The organism is Parablautia muri (assembly GCF_009917485.1).
GTDB lineage: Bacteria > Bacillota > Clostridia > Lachnospirales > Lachnospiraceae > Suilimivivens > Suilimivivens muri.
Genome location: NZ_QZDT01000002.1, coordinates 232244 through 249335, shown reverse-complemented (window position 1 = coordinate 249335; position 17092 = coordinate 232244). Strand labels below are relative to the sequence as shown.

Genomic DNA, 17092 nt, shown 5'->3' with positions numbered 1-17092 from the left:
GGCACAGTAATGTGCAGAGCTGACAGGTACTAATAGGCCGGAAGCTTAACCGAGAAGATGTGAGGATGTGGCCTTGGTGTTCGGTTTTGAGGGTATGACACATAAAAAGCAGTTAAACTGCTTTTTTTTTATTGTTTGAAATGAATATATATGTTATAATTTTGTGAAAGGCATAAAAAGCAATTAACTGCTTTTAAGTGTTGACCTGAAAAGAACGAGGTGAAGGAAATGGATACAAAGATTCTGCTTGAAAATGGAACAAACGAATTAGAAGTTTTAGAATTTGTAGTGGATGGAAATGCTTATGGGATTAATGTTGCGAAGATCAAAGAAATAATTCCTTATCAACCAATAACGCCTGTACCAAATTCACATCCAAGCATTGAGGGTATTTTTATGCCGAGAGATGCAATGATTACTGCAATTGATTTAAAGGGTTGTTTACAAAGAGGCGTGTCAGAGGCAGGCGGATTATTTATAATTACAAACTTTAACAAACTGGATATAGCTTTTCATGTGGATGCTGTACGGGGAATACACAGAGTTTCCTGGGAAAGTATTATTAAACCAGGGGCAACGGTTTCAAGTGCGGAGGAGAGCATTTCCACCGGCATTGTTAAGTTGGACAATCGGCTGGTTATTATTCTTGACTTTGAAAAGATTGTGACAGATATTAATCCGGAGACAGGCTTAAAGATCAGTGAAATTGATGAAATGGGCACCAGAGGCAGAAGTAATGTTCCGATTCTTATTGCAGAAGATTCCGTATTGCTGAATAGATTGATAGTAGATTCTCTGAAGCAGGCCGGGTATGTTAACCTTATACATACAGCGAATGGACAGGAAGCATATAATGTTATTCTTGACAGTAAGAGAAATGGCACATTGAAGGAAACGGTACAGTGTATCATTACGGATATAGAGATGCCCATCATGGATGGACACAGATTGACAAAGCTTGTAAAGGAAGATGAAGAAACGCAGGATATTCCTATTATCATTTTCTCATCTCTTGTAAATGATGAAATGAAGAAAAAGGGTGAGTCATTGGGCGCAAATGCACAATTATCCAAACCTGAGATAGGTAATTTAGTAAGAGTGATAGATGATTTGGTTACGCCGGGAAAATAAAGTTTCTTACAACGGATATATAAAGCGGGGCCGGGAGGAATTCCGGCTCTTATTACAGTGATTTATGCAAATTGTACAGCATTGTTTAAATTATATAGAGCATCATTGTATGTCTTGTTTGCGATATGTAGAGGCAGGAAGATGAAACAGGTTATTGATAAAATAAACGAAGCGGATTTTGTGTTGATCGGCCTTGGGGAGGAAGTGGATTTACTTCCCAAACTTCAACATAATTCGGAGTATCAAAAAAAGTTGGAATTAATAAAAAATTCTTGGATGGTTCCCTACATTGAAAAAATAGAGATAGATAGAAGGGTAGAAGAAAAGAAAGAGTTTTATCACCTGATTGCACATTGCCTGACTGGGAAAAATTATTTTATTGTGTCAATTTGTCAGGATGGAGGAATGAAAAAAGCAGGACTGGATGAAGAACGTATTGTAGAACCTTGTGGTGGATATGGGAAGATGCAGTGTAGCGAAAGATGCAGCACGGAACTATATGATGTGCCTCTAAATATTTTGCAGTCAATTGAAAGATATTGGAAGGAAGTAAATGTTGGGGAAAAAGAGGTGCAGGAAGAACTCGGCTTATTGGAATCGATAAGGGAGCCTGTTTGTCCACATTGTGGTAAGCCTTTAGTTTTTAATAATGTAAATGCTTTGAAGTATGTGGAGGAAGGATATTTGACACAATGGTCTATTTATAAAAAATGGCTTCAGGGGACAATGAATAAAAAAGTTTGTCTTATTGAAATGGGAGTTGGAATGAAATATCCAACAGTGATTAGATGGCCCTTTGAAAAGATTGCCTTTTATAATCAGAAGGCGGAGCTTTTTAGAGTACATAGCAGGCTATATCAGATTACGGAGGAAATTCAGGGAAAAGGTCATGGAATATGCCAAAAGCCGGAAGAATTCATGAAAGAATTGTCTAATGCTTTTTAGTGTGTTAAACTATATGTTGTGAAATTGAGGAGAGGGGATTGTCGGATGGATACAGATGAAGAATACTTGGACGATCTATTGGAGGCAATGAACAATAGTGAACAGCAAAATAGAACCATGAAAGATGCGATGAAGGATGTAAAGAAAATCTCGGATGAGGTGAAGAAGATTACCAAGGCAACGGATATTCCGGAAATGAAAAGTGATACGGTTACGAATGATTCTGATGACTGGAAGGCCAGTTTAGATAATATTCTTGCACAGGTTGATTCGCAAGTTGAAGAGGATACTGTACAGACGGATGTGCTAGAAGCAGATGGTTGGGCGCAGAATGATGTGCCGCAAACAGATGATATGACACAGGATGATTTGGCGAAATTAATCGACTCAATTGATTCGATGCAGATTGATACGGAAGGTTCAGACGATGAAGAACTTGATGATACACTTTCAGATTTGCTTAACATGAACTTTGACACTACAAACTCAAAGGATGTATATGCCGTAGATACAAATGTGGAAGATATCAATGAGGAGGATGATGAGGTTCCTAAAGATGTCAATCTTATGGATATGAACCTTATGGACAGTGATTCCGAGGATAAAGAACCTGTGAATCGTGACCTTAATGATGCTAATTTTACTGATTTAAGTCCGGGGAACAATTTAAATATGGAAAAGATGGATGTTACAGATTTAGTTGATAATATGGACAGCACAGATGCAGACCTGGCCGAAATTAATGGTTTGCTTAAGAATGTTGAAAAAAATGAAAATGTAAATGATGATATTTTGGAACTGCTTGAAAGTGTCAAAGCGGATAGCAGTGATGAGAGCGATGATTCTGCCTTTGATATTTTTGATGAACATGAATTAAAGGAAGTTTTGCGTGACGGAAATCAATATATTAATTCGGCCGAGGAACTGGAAAGTATTCCGGAAAAGAAGACGAAAAAGAAAAAGCGTTCAAAGAAAGAGAAGAATAAAAAAGAAAAACCTAAAAGCGAAGGCGGCTTAATAAAAAAATTATTTGGCGGGAAAAAGAAAGCCGAAGACTCTGATGAAGATGTGGAACTTGCATTGGATACTGAAATGGAAGCGAGAGGTGGTGTGGATGCCAAGGACGGTGTTCCGGAAGATATTATAAGAGAGAAGGATGAAAAAAAGCCGGGGCTCTTTTCGAAGTTAAAAGGCTTATTAACAGAGGAAGCCGATGGGTTTGATGAGAATCAGGATAGTGTTAATGGACTGAAAGAAATAAACGAGTCAGAGAGAGAAGAAATCAAGAAGGAAGCACAGAAAAAGAAGGAGAAGAAAGAAAAGAAAGGGAAGAAAAAAGAAAAAGCAGCGCCTAAAAAGGATGATAAGAAAAAGAAAGTAAAGAAAGTAAAGAAGGAAAAGAAGCCCAGAGAAGTGGTGATTGAAAGACCTATCATAAGCAAAAAGGTTTTGATACTGATGATTGCTCTTTGTGCTACGCTTCTTGCAAGTATTTTCATTTTAAGCAATCTCCTTCCGGAATATGAACAGCGACAAAGAGTTCATACGGCTTACAATGAAAAAGATTATGAGACGGTGTACAAATTTCTCTATAATAAAAGACGAAATAGTGATGAGACAATCATGTATGAGCGGGCAGATCTTATTTTAAAGCTTGAAAGAAGATGGAAATCCTATCAGAATAATATGCTGTTAGATCAGGAGCTGGAAGCTTTGCATTCGCTTATGCAGGGAGTAGACTATTACCATAGCCTGACGGGAGTAGAGGAATATGAGACTCAGAATGAGTTAAATATATTGTACCAGCAGATCTGTGGTGCTCTTGACAGATATGGAATTACACCGGAAGAAGCGGTGGAAATCAATGCTTATGATGATGTTACATACACGAAAAGGCTGACAGCTATTGTAAACGGTACGGAGTTTACTGCACCAGGTGAGGAGAAGGCACAGGAAGAAGCAATGCAGCCTCAGGACATTTTGCCCGAGGAAGAGGAGATAATAGGACTTGACAGCGATAATTGACTATGATGCCGGGAACATTAAAAGTGTGGAGAAGGCACTTCTTTCTCTGGGAGAGGATGCTGTTATCACCAGGGACAGAGAAGTGATTTTAAAGGCTGACAGAGTGATTTTGCCTGGGGTGGGAGCCTTTGGAGATGCCATGGAAAAGCTGCATTTTTATGACCTTGTGGAAGTGATTCATGAAGTGTCTTACAGAGGAATCCCCTTTTTGGGGATTTGTCTGGGTTTACAGCTTATGTTTAATAGGAGTGAGGAGAGCCCTGGCGTGAAAGGCCTTGGGCTGTTAGAGGGAGAAATTTTGCGTATACCGGAAGAAGCTGGTATAAAGATTCCTCATATAGGCTGGAATTCCCTGGAATTTCCCAATCGGGGGCGATTATTTCAGGGGATACAGGATTTTTATGTGTATTTTGTGCATTCCTATTACTTAAAGGCAAAGGAAGCCGATATTGTGATGGCAACTACAGAATATGGAACATTAATTCATGCAGCGGTGGAAAAGGGAAATCTTTTTGCCTGCCAGTTCCATCCGGAAAAAAGTTCGGATACAGGGCTTAAAATCCTTAAGAATTTTATTCATATTAAAGTATAAAAATACGGAGAAAATGCCTGAAAACACCTAGAAGGGCGGGCATTTTTCTTTGAGTTAAATTAGGATGAAAGCAAGATGAACGGATGGAGGAATAGAGTGTGCATACAAAAAGAATTATTCCCTGCCTTGATGTAAAGAACGGCAGGGTGGTAAAGGGAACAAACTTTGTAAATTTACGTGATGCTGGTGATCCGGTTGAGGTTGGGAAGATTTATGATAAGGCGGGCGCAGATGAACTTGTTTTTTTGGATATTACAGCTTCGTCAGATGCCAGGGATATTAAGGCGGATATGGTACGCAAGGTGGCGGAGACAGTGTTTATTCCCTTTACGGTAGGCGGAGGCATCAGGACAGTTGACGATTTTAAAATGATTCTCCGGGAAGGGGCGGACAAGGTAGCAGTTAATTCTGCTGCTATCATGAATCCTGATTTGATAAGCGAGGCAGCTGATAAATTCGGCAGCCAGTGTGTGGTAGTGGCCATTGACGCTAAGCGCAGGGAAGATGGAAGTGGCTTTAGCATTTTTAAAAACGGCGGCCGGTTAGACATGGGGATTGATGCTGTTGAATGGGCCATGAAAGCGGAGAAATTGGGGGCAGGAGAAATCCTGCTTACCAGCATGGACTGTGACGGAACAAAGGCAGGTTATGATATCGCCCTTACGAAAGCGGTAGCGGAAAGCGTTTCTATTCCTGTCATTGCTTCAGGAGGCGCCGGAACAAAGGAACATTTTTATGAGGCCTTAAAGGAGGGAAAGGCGGAGGCAGTTTTAGCCGCATCCCTGTTTCATTATAAAGAGTTGGAAATACAGGATTTAAAAAAATATTTGAAAGAAAAAGGAGTGCCTGTCAGATTATAAGAAGGCAGATTAGGGAAGGACATAGAATTACAATGGCAATGATTGATAATGATTGGCTGGAATATATTCAGGGGGAATTTCGCAAACCCTATTATAAAGAGCTTTATCACTTTGTGAGAAAAGAATATGATACGCGTGTGATTTACCCGCCGGCAGATGATATTTTTAATGCTTTTCATTTCACACCACTTAGTAAAGTGAAGGCTTTGATTTTAGGACAGGATCCCTATCACGGCGAACATCAGGCCCATGGGCTTTGCTTTTCCGTTTTACCCGATCAGCCTGAAATTCCGCCTTCTTTGCAAAATATTTATACGGAACTTCAAGAGGATTTAGGATGCTATATTCCAAATAATGGTTATCTGAAAAAATGGGCTGACCAGGGAGTGTTAATGTTAAATACTGTGCTTACGGTGCGTGCCCATCAGGCAGGCTCTCATCAGGGGAAAGGATGGGAGACATTTACAGACGCTATCATTGAGGCGGTAAATGCACAGGATAGGCCCATTGTATATTTGCTTTGGGGGAAACCCGCACAAAGCAAGATTCCAATGCTCACCAATCCAAAGCATTTCATTTTAAAGGCGCCGCATCCGAGTCCGCTGTCTGCTTTTAGAGGATTTTTTGGATGTAAGCATTTTAGCCGGACAAATCAATTCCTTTCAGAGCACGGTATTGAACCGATTGACTGGCAGATTGAAAACTTGTGATTATAATTTATATTAACATAGCTATTGACATAGCATTCAGATTTTATTATAGTGTTCCTATAAAGAACTACTAATAAAGTCCGGATGCTTTTTTTAAACCGGTTGGTGAAATAAGGCGCTTAATTGGAAGTAAGCTTCCAAATGTCTTATTGGTGGCAGTATTGCAGACATCACTCGTAGCTTGCGGTATGCAGGAGGTATAAGTTGAAAGAAAAATGTAAATGTTTCATCGCCGATTTGTGCCTGAGCGAAGCGAAAGGAATGTAAGTTAAAATGGAAGAAAATATAGTGTTAGATAAATTGGGTTCTTTTGGACTAACCAGACAGGAAGCAAATATTTATCTATGTTTATACCAACAGGGAGAGCTGAATGGATATGAGGTTGCAAAACTGACCGGTATATCACGATCCAATGTTTACAGTGGTCTTTCCGTCCTTACGGATAAGGGAGCTGCTTACCTGATAGAGGGAAGCTCCAACAAATATATGGCTGTACCCATAGAAGAATTTTGTGAAAATAAAATCAGGAGCTTATGCAGGGAGAAGGAATATTTGATTAAGAATATTCCCGCCATAAAAAAAAGTGAGATTGGCTATATCACAATTACAGGCAGCCAAAATATTTGGGACAAAATCATCCATATGATTCAAGAGGCCCAAATGAGGATTTACTTCTCCGCATCTTACGAAATCATAGAAAAACTCCAGGAAGAGTTCTGCAAGGTGCTTGAAAAAAAGATTAAGCTTGTACTTATAACAGATAATGAATCAATGAGGACGGGCATTGCATCAGACCTGCCATCTTTTGAGAACGCAAATGGAGATGCGGCTTTACAAATGGATGTTATTTCAGAGCTGAAAAAACATATGCAAAAGGACAGCACTATATATAGAGGAAGTGCAAAGGGAAATAGCATTCGGTTAATTATTGATTCCGAATATGCACTGACGGGGGAATTCACCGGAAGCAAGGATGACACATGCCTGTATACAGGACAGCGGAATTTTATCAGTGTCTTTAAGGAGACGCTTCGAAATGAAATAAAATTGATACGGTTGCAAGGAGGAGAAAATTATGAATAAGATACCATTTATCACAAAGGAAAAGGCCCAGGAGATTGCTGAAATGTACCCAACTCCCTTTTATTTATATGACGAAAAGGGGATTCGTGAAAATGCAAGGGCCGTTAAGGAGGCGTTTGCATGGAATCCGGGATTTAAGGAATATTTTGCAGTAAAAGCAACTCCAAATCCTTATCTGATTCAAATTCTCAGAGAGTATGATTGCGGATGCGATTGTTCTTCCATGACAGAGCTGATGCTGAGCAAAGCGGTTGGAGTAAAAGGGGAAGATATCATGTTTTCTTCAAACGATACACCGGCCCAAGAGTATGCTTATGCGGCCAAAATCGGTGCAATTATTAATCTGGATGATATTACACATATTGAATTTGTGGAGAATATTTTAGGGAAGCTGCCGGAGACTATAAGCTGTAGATACAATCCAGGCGGCATATTCAAAATGAGTAATGGAATTATGGATAACCCTGGAGATGCCAAATATGGATTCACCACAGAACAAATGTTTGAGGGATACCGTATTCTGAAGGAAAAAGGAGTTGAAAATTTTGGAATCCATGCTTTTCTTGCAAGCAACACAGTATCAAACGAATATTATCCGGTTTTGGCTAAGGAACTGTTTGAATTGGCGGTTAAGCTGGAAAAGGAGACGGGCGCCCATATAAAGTTTATTAACCTTTCTGGAGGAGTAGGAATCCCTTACACGCCGGATCAGGAGCCCAATGATATTCGGGCAATCGGAGAAGGGGTGCGTAAGGTCTATGAGGAAGTGCTTGTTCGGGCCGGAATGGGAGATGTAGCTATTTATACGGAGATGGGACGGTTCATGATGGGGCCTTATGGACAGCTTGTGACGAAGGCGATTCACGAAAAACACACATATAAGGAATACATCGGTGTGGATGCATGTGCGGTAAATTTGATGCGCCCGGCTATGTATGGCGCTTACCATCATATTACAGTGCTTGGAAAGGAAAATGCGCCCTGTGACCATAAATATGATGTTACCGGTTCTCTTTGCGAGAACAATGATAAATTTGCCATTGACAGAATGCTGCCGCAAATTGAGAAAGGGGATTACCTTGTGATTCATGATACAGGCGCGCATGGGCATGCTATGGGATATAATTACAATGGTAAGTTAAGGTCGGCGGAGCTTTTGCTGAAAGAAGATGGAAGTGTTCGGATGATTAGAAGGGCTGAGATGCCGAAAGATTATTTTGCAACATTAGATTGCTTTGAAGTCTATGATAAGCTTGCCTTTTAGGCCAAGGATGAAATTCTGGTTTATTTGTGGCTCAAATAAGCAGGACAAAATAAGGCAAAAAAATTTAAAAAATTTGTGAAAAAACTTGTCAATAGCAGCCGAATATGCTATAGTAATATTCGGCTGTTAAATTTATATGGGCCGGCGTGTCGGAATGGCAGACGAGGCAGACTCAAAATCTGTTGTGGGCAACCACGTGTGGGTTCAAGTCCCACCGCCGGCAGGACTAGAAGGTTTGAAAATCCAGTAAGAAAGGGCGTTTCAGACCTTTTTATTTTTTTAGAATTCCATCGCATAAGATACAGAGTAATACAATAATATTAAGCGCCAGGGGATGCGCGGAAATGAGGGAAAAATGAAAATCATAAGAGCCAAGGATTACAGCGACATGAGCAGGAAAGCGGCCAATATTTTATCTGCGCAGGTAATTATGAAGCCGAACTGTGTACTGGGACTTGCAACAGGTTCCACACCGATTGGGGCATATGCCCAGTTGGTGGAATGGTATAACAAAGGGGATTTGGATTTTTCGGAAGTAACTACGGTGAATTTGGATGAATACAAAGGGCTTCCAAGAGATAACGACCAAAGTTATTATTATTTTATGCATGACAATTTGTTTGGCAAGGTGAACATCAATAAGGAAAGAACATTCCTTCCGGACGGAATGGAGCCGGATGGCGAAAAGGCATGTAAGGATTATGACAGGATTATTGCCGATGTGGGCGGTATTGATTTACAGCTTTTAGGGCTAGGGCACAATGGCCACATTGGCTTTAATGAACCGGGAACAGCTTTTGCAGCGCAGACGAACTGTGTAGACTTGACAGAATCAACCATAAAAGCAAATCAAAGATTTTTTGCATCTATTGAAGATGTGCCTAAGCAGGCATATACGATGGGAATTGGAACAATCATGCATGCAGAGAAAATTTTAGTGGTAGTAAGCGGTGAGGATAAAGCACAGATTGTAAAGGAAGCGTTTTTTGGACCAATTACACCAAAGGTACCGGCTTCTGTGCTGCAGCTGCATAGAAATGTCACCATCGTAGCAGACGAGGCGGCATTGTCTTTGCTATAGGATTTCATAAAAAGGACTGTTACGAAATGATGGTACCATGTAATAGGATGGGATATTACAATTGTGCCGCATTTGATAGCAGTCCTTTTTCGTTACTTTTTGTTGGTGTTTACTTTGGTTTATTTTTAGTGTATATTTATTAAGGTGGGCAGGAAAAGGCATTACAGTGAGGGACTGTCATGGTATGTAAAGAAATAGAGAATATGATTCCCGCTTTTCTTGCAGATGATTTAGACACAGAAGATTTGCGGGATTTTATGGAGCATGTGGATAATTGTGAAGAATGCATGGAGGAGCTTTCCATCCAGTTTCTTGTGTTGGAAGGGCTGGCAAGGCTGGAAGCAGGTAATGTATTTGACCTCCAAAACGAATTAAAAGTCAGGCTTGAGGAGGCAGCCCATAGCTTAAAGCGGCGGGAAGGTATGCAGGGGCTTTTGTATATACTGGAAGGTCTGGTGGTTATAGCAGCGATTGGTCTTGTGGCACTTTTGCTTGTTTTGTAGCATAGGGATATGGAGTGGAGAGTGTATCTGTTGTTTGAGATTGATTTGGAGGAAGCATGGAAAAACTTGTTTTGATAGATGGACACAGCATATTAAACAGGGCATTTTACGGGGTGCCTGACCTTACAAACAGCGCAGGGCTTCATACCAATGCCATATATGGTTTTTTAAATATTTTGTTGAAAATTTTGGAAGAAGAGAAGCCGGATTATCTGACGGTGGCCTTTGATGTGAAAGCGCCTACCTTCCGGCATGAACTATATAATGAATATAAAGGTACCAGGAAACCTATGCCGCAGGAGCTTAGGGAGCAGGTGCCGGTTCTTAAGGAGACGCTTGCGGCTATGGGCGTTAAAATGATGGAAAAGGCCGGATTAGAGGCGGATGACATTCTTGGAACTATAGCAAAAAGGGCACAGAAGGAAGGGATGGAGGTTTCGCTTGTGTCTGGAGACCGGGATTTATTACAGGTTGCCACTGATGTAATTAAGGTCAGAATACCAAAGACTAAGGGAGGAAAGACAGAGATTGAGGATTATTATGCGGCGGATGTGGAGGCAAAATATCAGGTTAATCCCACCGCATTTATTGAGCTGAAAGCGCTGATGGGGGATACGGCTGACAATATTCCCGGTGTTCCTAAGGTAGGTGAGAAGACGGCAACAGAACTGATGGTTCAATTCGGCTCCCTTGAGAATCTTTATGCCCATGTGGACGAAGTGGGGAAAAAATCTGTCCGGGAATCTCTTATAACGAATAAGGAATTAGCGTATTTAAGTAAAACTCTGGCTACAATCAATGTGGACAGCCCGTTTGATTTTTCTTTTGAAGAAGCAAGAGTTCATGATTTTTACACGGAAGAGGCATATGTAGCTTTTAAGAAGCTGGAATTTAAAAATTTATTGTCTCATTTTGAAAAGGGGATCTCCAATGAATCTATTACGGCAGGTTTTCAAAGAATAGATGATTTAGCAAAGGCTGAAGATATTTTTCAGAAAGCCTGTGAGGAGGAGGAAGTCGGATTTGCCATATTGAAAAAGGACGGATTTGCAGGAATTGCTTTGGCATTTGCGGATGGCAGTTGTTTTTTTGTGCAAAACAGCGGTCTTTTGACGGAGGCTTATCTGACAGAAAAAATGTCAGAGGCCGCCTTGCATACCAGGCTTTGCTGTGGAGATATTAAGAGCGCATACCGCTACATTATGTGCGATGACACACAGCGATTTTTCGATGTGATTTTAGCCGCTTATTTGCTGAATCCCCTAAAAAATGATTATACGATTGCGGATGTGGCGAATGAGTATCTGGGGCTTATGATACCGGAATGGGCCCAACGCTTTGGAAAGGCATCGCTTATGGAGGCGCTTTCGTCTCATCCGGAGGAATTTACGCAGCATGCCTGCTTTCTGGCATATGTGGCTCTTAAGGCGACTTTGGTGCTTCGAAAGAAGCTTGAGGAGGCAGGAATGCTTACGCTCATGAACGAGATAGAGATGCCGCTTACGTATGTTCTTTATGATATGGAGCAGGAAGGCATTTTGGTTAAACCGGAGGAGCTTAAGGCCTATGGAGCGGCTTTGGTTGGACGTATCAGTGAGCTGGAGCAGAGGATTTATAAGGAAGCAGGGACGGAATTTAATATCAATTCTCCGAAACAGCTGGGAGAGATTTTGTTTGACAGGCTAAAGCTTCCAGGAGGGAAAAAGACAAAAACAGGGTATTCTACGGCAGCTGACGTGCTTGAGAAGCTGGCGCCTGAACATATGATTGTAGCGGATGTACTGGAATACAGGGGACTTGCAAAGTTAAAATCTACTTACGCGGACGGTCTTTATACTTTTATAGGAGAGGACAATCGGATTCATTCTACCTTTAATCAAACGATTACCGCTACAGGCCGTATCAGCTCTACAGATCCTAATTTACAGAACATTCCCATGCGGATGGAGCTGGGGAGGCAGATTCGTAAGGTGTTCGTACCGAAAGAGGGATACATTTTTACGGATGCGGATTATTCTCAGATTGAACTTAGAATACTGGCTCATATGTCAGGGGACGGACAGCTGATTGATGCGTACAAAATGCATGCGGATATTCACAGGATTACGGCCTCACAGGTATTCCATATTCCTTTTGACGAGGTAACAGATTTACAGCGCCGTAATGCCAAGGCAGTTAATTTTGGTATTGTATATGGAATCAGTTCTTTTGGTCTGAGCCAGGGCTTAAGTATTACAAAGAAAGAAGCGGCAGAATATATAGAGAAATACTTTGCCACCTATCCCGGTGTAAAGAATTTTTTGGACCAGGCAGTGAAGGATGCCAAGGAAAAAGGGTATGTCACCACTTTGTTTGGCAGGAGAAGGCCGGTGCCGGAACTTAGTTCAAGCAATTTTATGCAGCGTTCATTTGGGGAGAGAGTTGCCATGAACTCTCCTATACAGGGAACTGCGGCGGATGTAATTAAAATTGCCATGATAAAGGTTCACCGGAGGCTTAAGGAGGAGAAGTTAGCGTCAAAGCTGATTTTACAGGTGCATGATGAGCTTTTAATTGAGACGAAAAAAGAAGAAGCGGATAAAGTACGGCAGATATTGGAAGAAGAAATGAGCCGTGCGGCGCAGCTTGCGGTACGTCTGGAAATTGACCTGCATGAAGGAAATGACTGGTACGAGGCCAAGTAATAGTGTAAAAAGAACTAGCTGCTCACAGCAGGAGCTGTTTCGCAAAGAAAATCTGCGGGCTGTTGGAAGCATGAGGAATGAAAATGAAAGTAATTGGAATTACAGGCGGAGTGGGATCCGGAAAGACAGCCGTACTTGAGTATATAGCCGGAAAATATAACTGTAAGGTGATTTTGGCGGATAAGGCGGCCCATAAGGTGGAAGAGCCAGGGCAGTTATGTTACAAAAAACTGGTAAAGCTTTTGTCAGGGAATATCCTAAATGAGGATGGAACTATCAACAGAGAAAAGATGGCGGTACGTATTTTCGGTTCGGATAAGCTTTTGGAAGAAGTAAATAAAATCATTCATCCAGCGGTGAAGCAGTTCATTTTAGAGGAAATGGAAAGGGAAAGAAAAGCGGGAGCGCTTGATTTTCTTTTTATTGAAGCAGCTCTTTTGATTGAGAATGGATATTTGGACATTGTAGATGAAATGTGGTATATTTATGCATTAGAGAATGTTAGGCGCCGCCGCCTTATAGGCGCCAGAAATTACTCGGATGAAAAGGTGACTTCTATTATGAAATCCCAGCTTTCCGAGGAGGAATTTAAGAAACATTGTAAGGTTGTGATTGATAACAGTGGAGAATTGGCGGTTGCTTATAAGCAGGTAGACAAGAAATTGGGGGAATATCTGTATGGATAGTAAAAGGTATGCAGGACAACTGGTATTCGGGCTGGATATTGGAACCAGAAGCATTGTGGGAACTGTCGGCTACAAAACCGGAAACCAGTTTGTAGTAATTGCCCATCGGGTGAAAGAGCATGATACCAGATCCATGTTGGACGGACAGATTCATGACATCCACAGGGTGGGGGAGACAATTGCAGATGTAAAGTCGCAGCTGGAAAGCGTAGTCGGGCGGCCTTTATCGGAAGTCTGCATTGCAGCCGCAGGCCGTGTCCTTCGGACAGTGACAACCCATGTGGAGTATCCTTTCACAGGAGATCAGGAGGTACGGCAGGAGGACATTTACGGCCTGATTTCTGCCGGAATCGAGCAAGCATATCAGGAATTTATTGAGCAAAATGAGGAAAGTGATTTTAAATTTTATTGTGTAGGGTATTCGGTGGTTAGATATTATTTGAACGGATACCTTATGGGTAATTTGGAGGGACATAAGGCAAGGACCATCGGTCTTGACCTGATTGCCACCTTCTTGCCAGATGATGTTGTGGACGGGCTATATAAGGCGGTAGAAATAGCCGGACTTTCTGTGAGCAGCCTTACGCTGGAGCCCATTGCGGCGATTCAACTTGCAATACCGGAACGATTCAGGATGCTGAATATTGCTCTTTTAGATGTTGGAGCGGGAACCTCCGATATTTCTATCACAAATGACGGGTGCATTTTAGCCTACGGTATGATTCCTATAGCAGGGGATGTGCTTACGGAATCCATTGCCAGACATTGCCTTGTGGATTTTGCTACCGCGGAACAGATTAAACGTGATGCCGGGGAAATGGAAATGATTTCTTATACGGATGTCATGCTTTTGCCCCAGACCGTCAGCAGCAAGGAGATTAAGGAAGTAACCGCGCCTATCATAGATGAAATGGCAACCCAGGCGGCGGAAAAAATAAAGGAGCTAAACGGAGATAAAGCAGTCAGTGCGGTGTTTGTGGTAGGTGGAGGCGGAAAGATGCCGGGCTATACGGAAGCAGTTGCCGAAAAGCTTGGGATTGCGAAAGAGCGTGTGGCGCTTCGGGGAGAAGAAGTTATGCAGCAAATTGTTTTCGAGGAGGATGTTAAAAAGGATAGCGTTTTGGTTACGCCCATTGGAATCTGCCTGAACTTTTATGAGCAAAGTAATAATTTCATTTTTGTAAGCTTTAATGGAAGCAGAATTAAAATATATGACAATAACCGGCTTAGTGTGGGAGATGCGGCCTTGCAGGTGCAGTTTCCCAATGACGGTCTGTTCCCTAAGAGAGGAAAGGCGCTTAATTTTACGGTAAATGGAAAGCACCGTATGGCAAGGGGACAGCTTGGAGAAGCAGCGGTTATTACGGTTAACGGTGAGATGGCGGACATCTATACGCCAATCCATGCAAATGATGTGATTAAGGTAGTAGAGTCTACAGCCGGGGAGGAAGGGCATCTTATGCTTAGCGCGTTGCCTGAAACCTCTGAAAGTCTTAGTATATATGTGAATGAGAAAAGGGTTATTGTTCCCAGGTTTGCCAGTGTGAACGGCAGCCTTCAATCCAATTATTATGAGATTCAGGAAGGAGACGAGATTACAATCCTGAATTATTATACGGTGGGGCAAATTATAGAGTTTATGGATGTGGTGCTTGATCCCCATATGAATCTGTATGTGAATAACAGGCTTGCGGACAGAGAAACGCCGGTTTATGAAAATTTTTCTGTGCTTTGGACCTTGGAGACTTTGCCTACTGCTCTGGATTTGTGGCAGGAAAAAGAAACGGATACGGACAATGGAGAGAGCGAGGAGCGCGGTGATGGGCAGTCAGGAATGGATGAACAAGCAAAAGCCGCCGAGAAGTCTGCTCCGGAGAAAAAGGAAATTACGATTGAACTGATGGTAAATGGAAAGCCAATTGCCTTAAACGGTAAAAATGAATATATTTATGTGGATGTGTTTGAGGCAATTGATTTTGACTTGTCAAGGCCCAGGGGAAAAAGTATTGTTACTACGTTAAACGGGCGTTCGGCGCAATATATGGAGCCACTGCATTCGGGGGATGTGCTGGAAGTATACTGGAGGTCATAGACAAAAGGCGTGGCGTATTTGCTGGATGCTAGGAAGAATTTTTAAATAGGTTTTGGCTCGAACAATGATAGAAAGGAAACTTGAAGATACGTAATGAGGATTTGTAGTATTGCCAGCGGCAGCAGTGGAAATTGTATTTATGTAGGTTCAGATGCCACCCATCTGCTGGTAGATGTAGGAATCAGCGGAAAGAGAACAGAAGCAGGTCTTAGAGAACTTGGCCTTACCATGAGGGATATTGACGGAATCCTGATCACCCATGAGCATGCGGACCATATAGCCGGCCTTGGGGTGCTTGGGCGGAAATATGAAGTGCCGGTTTATGCCACCAAAGGGACCATCGAAGCGATTAAAAAGTGTACTTCCGTAGGAAAGATACCAGAGGAATTATTTTGTCCCATAAAGGCGGATGAGAAGATTATCATTAAGGATTTGTCCTGCAATCCTATGAGAATATCCCATGATGCGGCGGAGCCGGTAGCTTACCGGATTTCCCATGGAAGGAAAAGAGTAGGAATTGTCACGGATCTTGGCAACTATAATGATTATACGGTGGAATCCTTAAAAGGGATGGATGCCTTGCTTTTGGAGGCAAATCATGACGTAAATATGCTGCAGGTGGGCCCTTATCCCTATTATCTAAAGCAGCGTATTTTAGGAGACAGGGGCCATTTGTCCAATGAAAGGGCCGGGCAGCTTTTGTGCGACCTTTTGCATGAGAAGCTTCAGGCGGTGGTGCTGGGGCATTTGAGCAAGGAAAATAATTTACCGGAATTGGCTTATGAGGCTGTGCGGGTGGAAGTGACTATGGCCTGCATGGGCGAAAAGGAAGGACCGCATCCGGAAATCAAACCATCGGATTTTCCTATGTATGTGGCGGCAAGAAGCGAGCCTTCTGCGGTGATACATATAGCATAGCGTGTTTATGCATAGTACGAAGAAAACATTAAGAAACTCTAAGGCGTCAAAGATTTGTGTCTGCACTGAAAACTGAATGGCGCCTGCAAGAAGGGGAGACTAAGATGAACAGAACAATTATTACAGTGGTAGGTAAGGATACGGTTGGGATTATTGCAAAGGTCTGTACATACCTTGCGGACAATAAAATCAATATTCTGGATATTTCTCAGACCATCGTCCAGGAATATTTTAATATGATGATGATTGTTGATACGAACCGTATGGAAAAGCATTTCGGGGAAATGGCGGATGAGCTTCACCGGCTGGGAGAAGAAATTGGGGTGGATATCAAGTGTCAGAGGGAAGAAATATTTGATAAAATGCACCGGATTTAAGCTTTATAGGTCATAGTTTTCTCAAACTATTTGGCTTGTAAAGAAGAAGCGGACAAACTTTCGTATAGCTTTTGGTATGCAAGGGGTATAAGTTTGGAAGTAAACTTCCAAACTTTCTAATAACGCATCACCGAAAGCTAT

General features: G+C 41.9%; 15 protein-coding genes and 1 tRNA gene. All 16 read left to right on the top strand.

The genetic code is table 11. The annotated features are described in order from the left end of the window. Positions 1–228: 228 nt before the first annotated feature. The 16 genes from D5281_RS03155 to D5281_RS03080 all read left to right on the top strand — a co-directional run bounded on the left by D5281_RS03155 (position 229) and on the right by D5281_RS03080 (position 16951). On the top strand, positions 229–1131 hold the full coding sequence (locus D5281_RS03155) for a chemotaxis protein (RefSeq protein WP_160558683.1): 903 nt from the start codon (positions 229–231) through the stop codon (positions 1129–1131). Between the two features lie 141 nt (positions 1132–1272). Next, the gene (locus tag D5281_RS03150) at positions 1273–2076 is read left to right on the top strand and encodes a hypothetical protein (RefSeq protein WP_160558682.1); all 804 of its coding nucleotides are present in this window, start codon (positions 1273–1275) and stop codon (positions 2074–2076) included. 45 nt (positions 2077–2121) lie between these two features. Continuing rightward, the gene (locus tag D5281_RS03145) at positions 2122–4101 is read left to right on the top strand and encodes a hypothetical protein (RefSeq protein WP_160558681.1); all 1980 of its coding nucleotides are present in this window, start codon (positions 2122–2124) and stop codon (positions 4099–4101) included. After that, positions 4085–4693, top strand: coding sequence for an imidazole glycerol phosphate synthase subunit HisH (gene hisH, locus D5281_RS03140; RefSeq protein ID WP_160558680.1), 609 nt, complete (start codon positions 4085–4087; stop codon positions 4691–4693). Before D5281_RS03145 ends, hisH begins: the two co-directional genes overlap by 17 nt. Positions 4694–4791: 98 nt before the next feature. Then, complete coding sequence (hisF, locus tag D5281_RS03135; RefSeq protein ID WP_330584782.1) at positions 4792–5553, top strand: imidazole glycerol phosphate synthase subunit HisF; 762 nt, start codon at positions 4792–4794, stop codon at positions 5551–5553. A 32-nt stretch (positions 5554–5585) separates the two neighbouring features. Further along, entirely contained in the window at positions 5586–6263 is a 678-nt protein-coding gene (ung, locus tag D5281_RS03130) for a uracil-DNA glycosylase (RefSeq protein WP_160558679.1), read from the top strand. Between the two features lie 273 nt (positions 6264–6536). Beyond that, complete coding sequence (locus tag D5281_RS03125) at positions 6537–7346, top strand: TrmB family transcriptional regulator (RefSeq protein ID WP_160558678.1); 810 nt, start codon at positions 6537–6539, stop codon at positions 7344–7346. Beyond that, on the top strand, positions 7339–8610 hold the full coding sequence (locus tag D5281_RS03120; RefSeq protein WP_160558677.1) for a diaminopimelate decarboxylase: 1272 nt from the start codon (positions 7339–7341) through the stop codon (positions 8608–8610). The genes D5281_RS03125 and D5281_RS03120 overlap by 8 nt, the downstream gene beginning before the upstream one ends. Before the next feature lie 140 nt (positions 8611–8750). Then, positions 8751–8833: transfer RNA gene (locus tag D5281_RS03115), tRNA-Leu, on the top strand. Positions 8834–8965: 132 nt separating this feature from the next. Beyond that, positions 8966–9691, top strand: a complete 726-nt coding sequence (gene nagB / locus D5281_RS03110) for a glucosamine-6-phosphate deaminase (RefSeq protein ID WP_160558676.1) — start codon at positions 8966–8968, stop codon at positions 9689–9691. Positions 9692–9870: 179 nt separating this feature from the next. Then, the gene (locus tag D5281_RS03105; RefSeq protein ID WP_160558675.1) at positions 9871–10194 is read left to right on the top strand and encodes a zf-HC2 domain-containing protein; all 324 of its coding nucleotides are present in this window, start codon (positions 9871–9873) and stop codon (positions 10192–10194) included. A 56-nt stretch (positions 10195–10250) separates the two neighbouring features. Then, positions 10251–12878: a DNA polymerase I gene (polA, locus tag D5281_RS03100; protein ID WP_160558674.1), complete on the top strand. Its 2628-nt coding sequence runs from the start codon at positions 10251–10253 to the stop codon at positions 12876–12878. Between the two features lie 77 nt (positions 12879–12955). Then, on the top strand, positions 12956–13564 hold the full coding sequence (coaE, locus tag D5281_RS03095; protein ID WP_277935140.1) for a dephospho-CoA kinase: 609 nt from the start codon (positions 12956–12958) through the stop codon (positions 13562–13564). Further along, the gene (locus D5281_RS03090) at positions 13557–15656 is read left to right on the top strand and encodes a cell division protein FtsA (RefSeq protein WP_160558673.1); all 2100 of its coding nucleotides are present in this window, start codon (positions 13557–13559) and stop codon (positions 15654–15656) included. Before coaE ends, D5281_RS03090 begins: the two co-directional genes overlap by 8 nt. Before the next feature lie 93 nt (positions 15657–15749). Next, positions 15750–16574, top strand: a complete 825-nt coding sequence (locus D5281_RS03085) for an MBL fold metallo-hydrolase (protein WP_160558672.1) — start codon at positions 15750–15752, stop codon at positions 16572–16574. A gap of 104 nt (positions 16575–16678) precedes the next feature. Next, positions 16679–16951 carry an ACT domain-containing protein gene (locus tag D5281_RS03080; protein ID WP_160558671.1) on the top strand — a complete coding sequence of 91 codons (273 nt, stop codon included), beginning with the start codon at positions 16679–16681 and terminating at the stop codon, positions 16949–16951. Positions 16952–17092: the final 141 nt, after the last annotated feature.

Bases quoted from the DNA above. Each gene is read 5' to 3' on its own strand.
- D5281_RS03155 (WP_160558683.1), top strand. From the start codon at position 229: ATGGATACAAAGATTCTGCTTGAAAATGGAACAAACGAATTAGAAGTT.
- D5281_RS03150 (WP_160558682.1), top strand. From the start codon at position 1,273: ATGAAACAGGTTATTGATAAAATAAACGAAGCGGATTTTGTGTTGATC.
- D5281_RS03145 (WP_160558681.1), top strand. From the start codon at position 2,122: ATGGATACAGATGAAGAATACTTGGACGATCTATTGGAGGCAATGAAC.
- ung (WP_160558679.1), top strand. From the start codon at position 5,586: ATGGCAATGATTGATAATGATTGGCTGGAATATATTCAGGGGGAATTT.
- D5281_RS03125 (WP_160558678.1), top strand. From the start codon at position 6,537: ATGGAAGAAAATATAGTGTTAGATAAATTGGGTTCTTTTGGACTAACC.
- D5281_RS03120 (WP_160558677.1), top strand. From the start codon at position 7,339: ATGAATAAGATACCATTTATCACAAAGGAAAAGGCCCAGGAGATTGCT.
- nagB (WP_160558676.1), top strand. From the start codon at position 8,966: ATGAAAATCATAAGAGCCAAGGATTACAGCGACATGAGCAGGAAAGCG.
- D5281_RS03105 (WP_160558675.1), top strand. From the start codon at position 9,871: ATGGTATGTAAAGAAATAGAGAATATGATTCCCGCTTTTCTTGCAGAT.
- polA (WP_160558674.1), top strand. From the start codon at position 10,251: ATGGAAAAACTTGTTTTGATAGATGGACACAGCATATTAAACAGGGCA.
- coaE (WP_277935140.1), top strand. From the start codon at position 12,956: ATGAAAATGAAAGTAATTGGAATTACAGGCGGAGTGGGATCCGGAAAG.
- D5281_RS03090 (WP_160558673.1), top strand. From the start codon at position 13,557: ATGGATAGTAAAAGGTATGCAGGACAACTGGTATTCGGGCTGGATATT.
- D5281_RS03085 (WP_160558672.1), top strand. From the start codon at position 15,750: ATGAGGATTTGTAGTATTGCCAGCGGCAGCAGTGGAAATTGTATTTAT.
- D5281_RS03080 (WP_160558671.1), top strand. From the start codon at position 16,679: ATGAACAGAACAATTATTACAGTGGTAGGTAAGGATACGGTTGGGATT.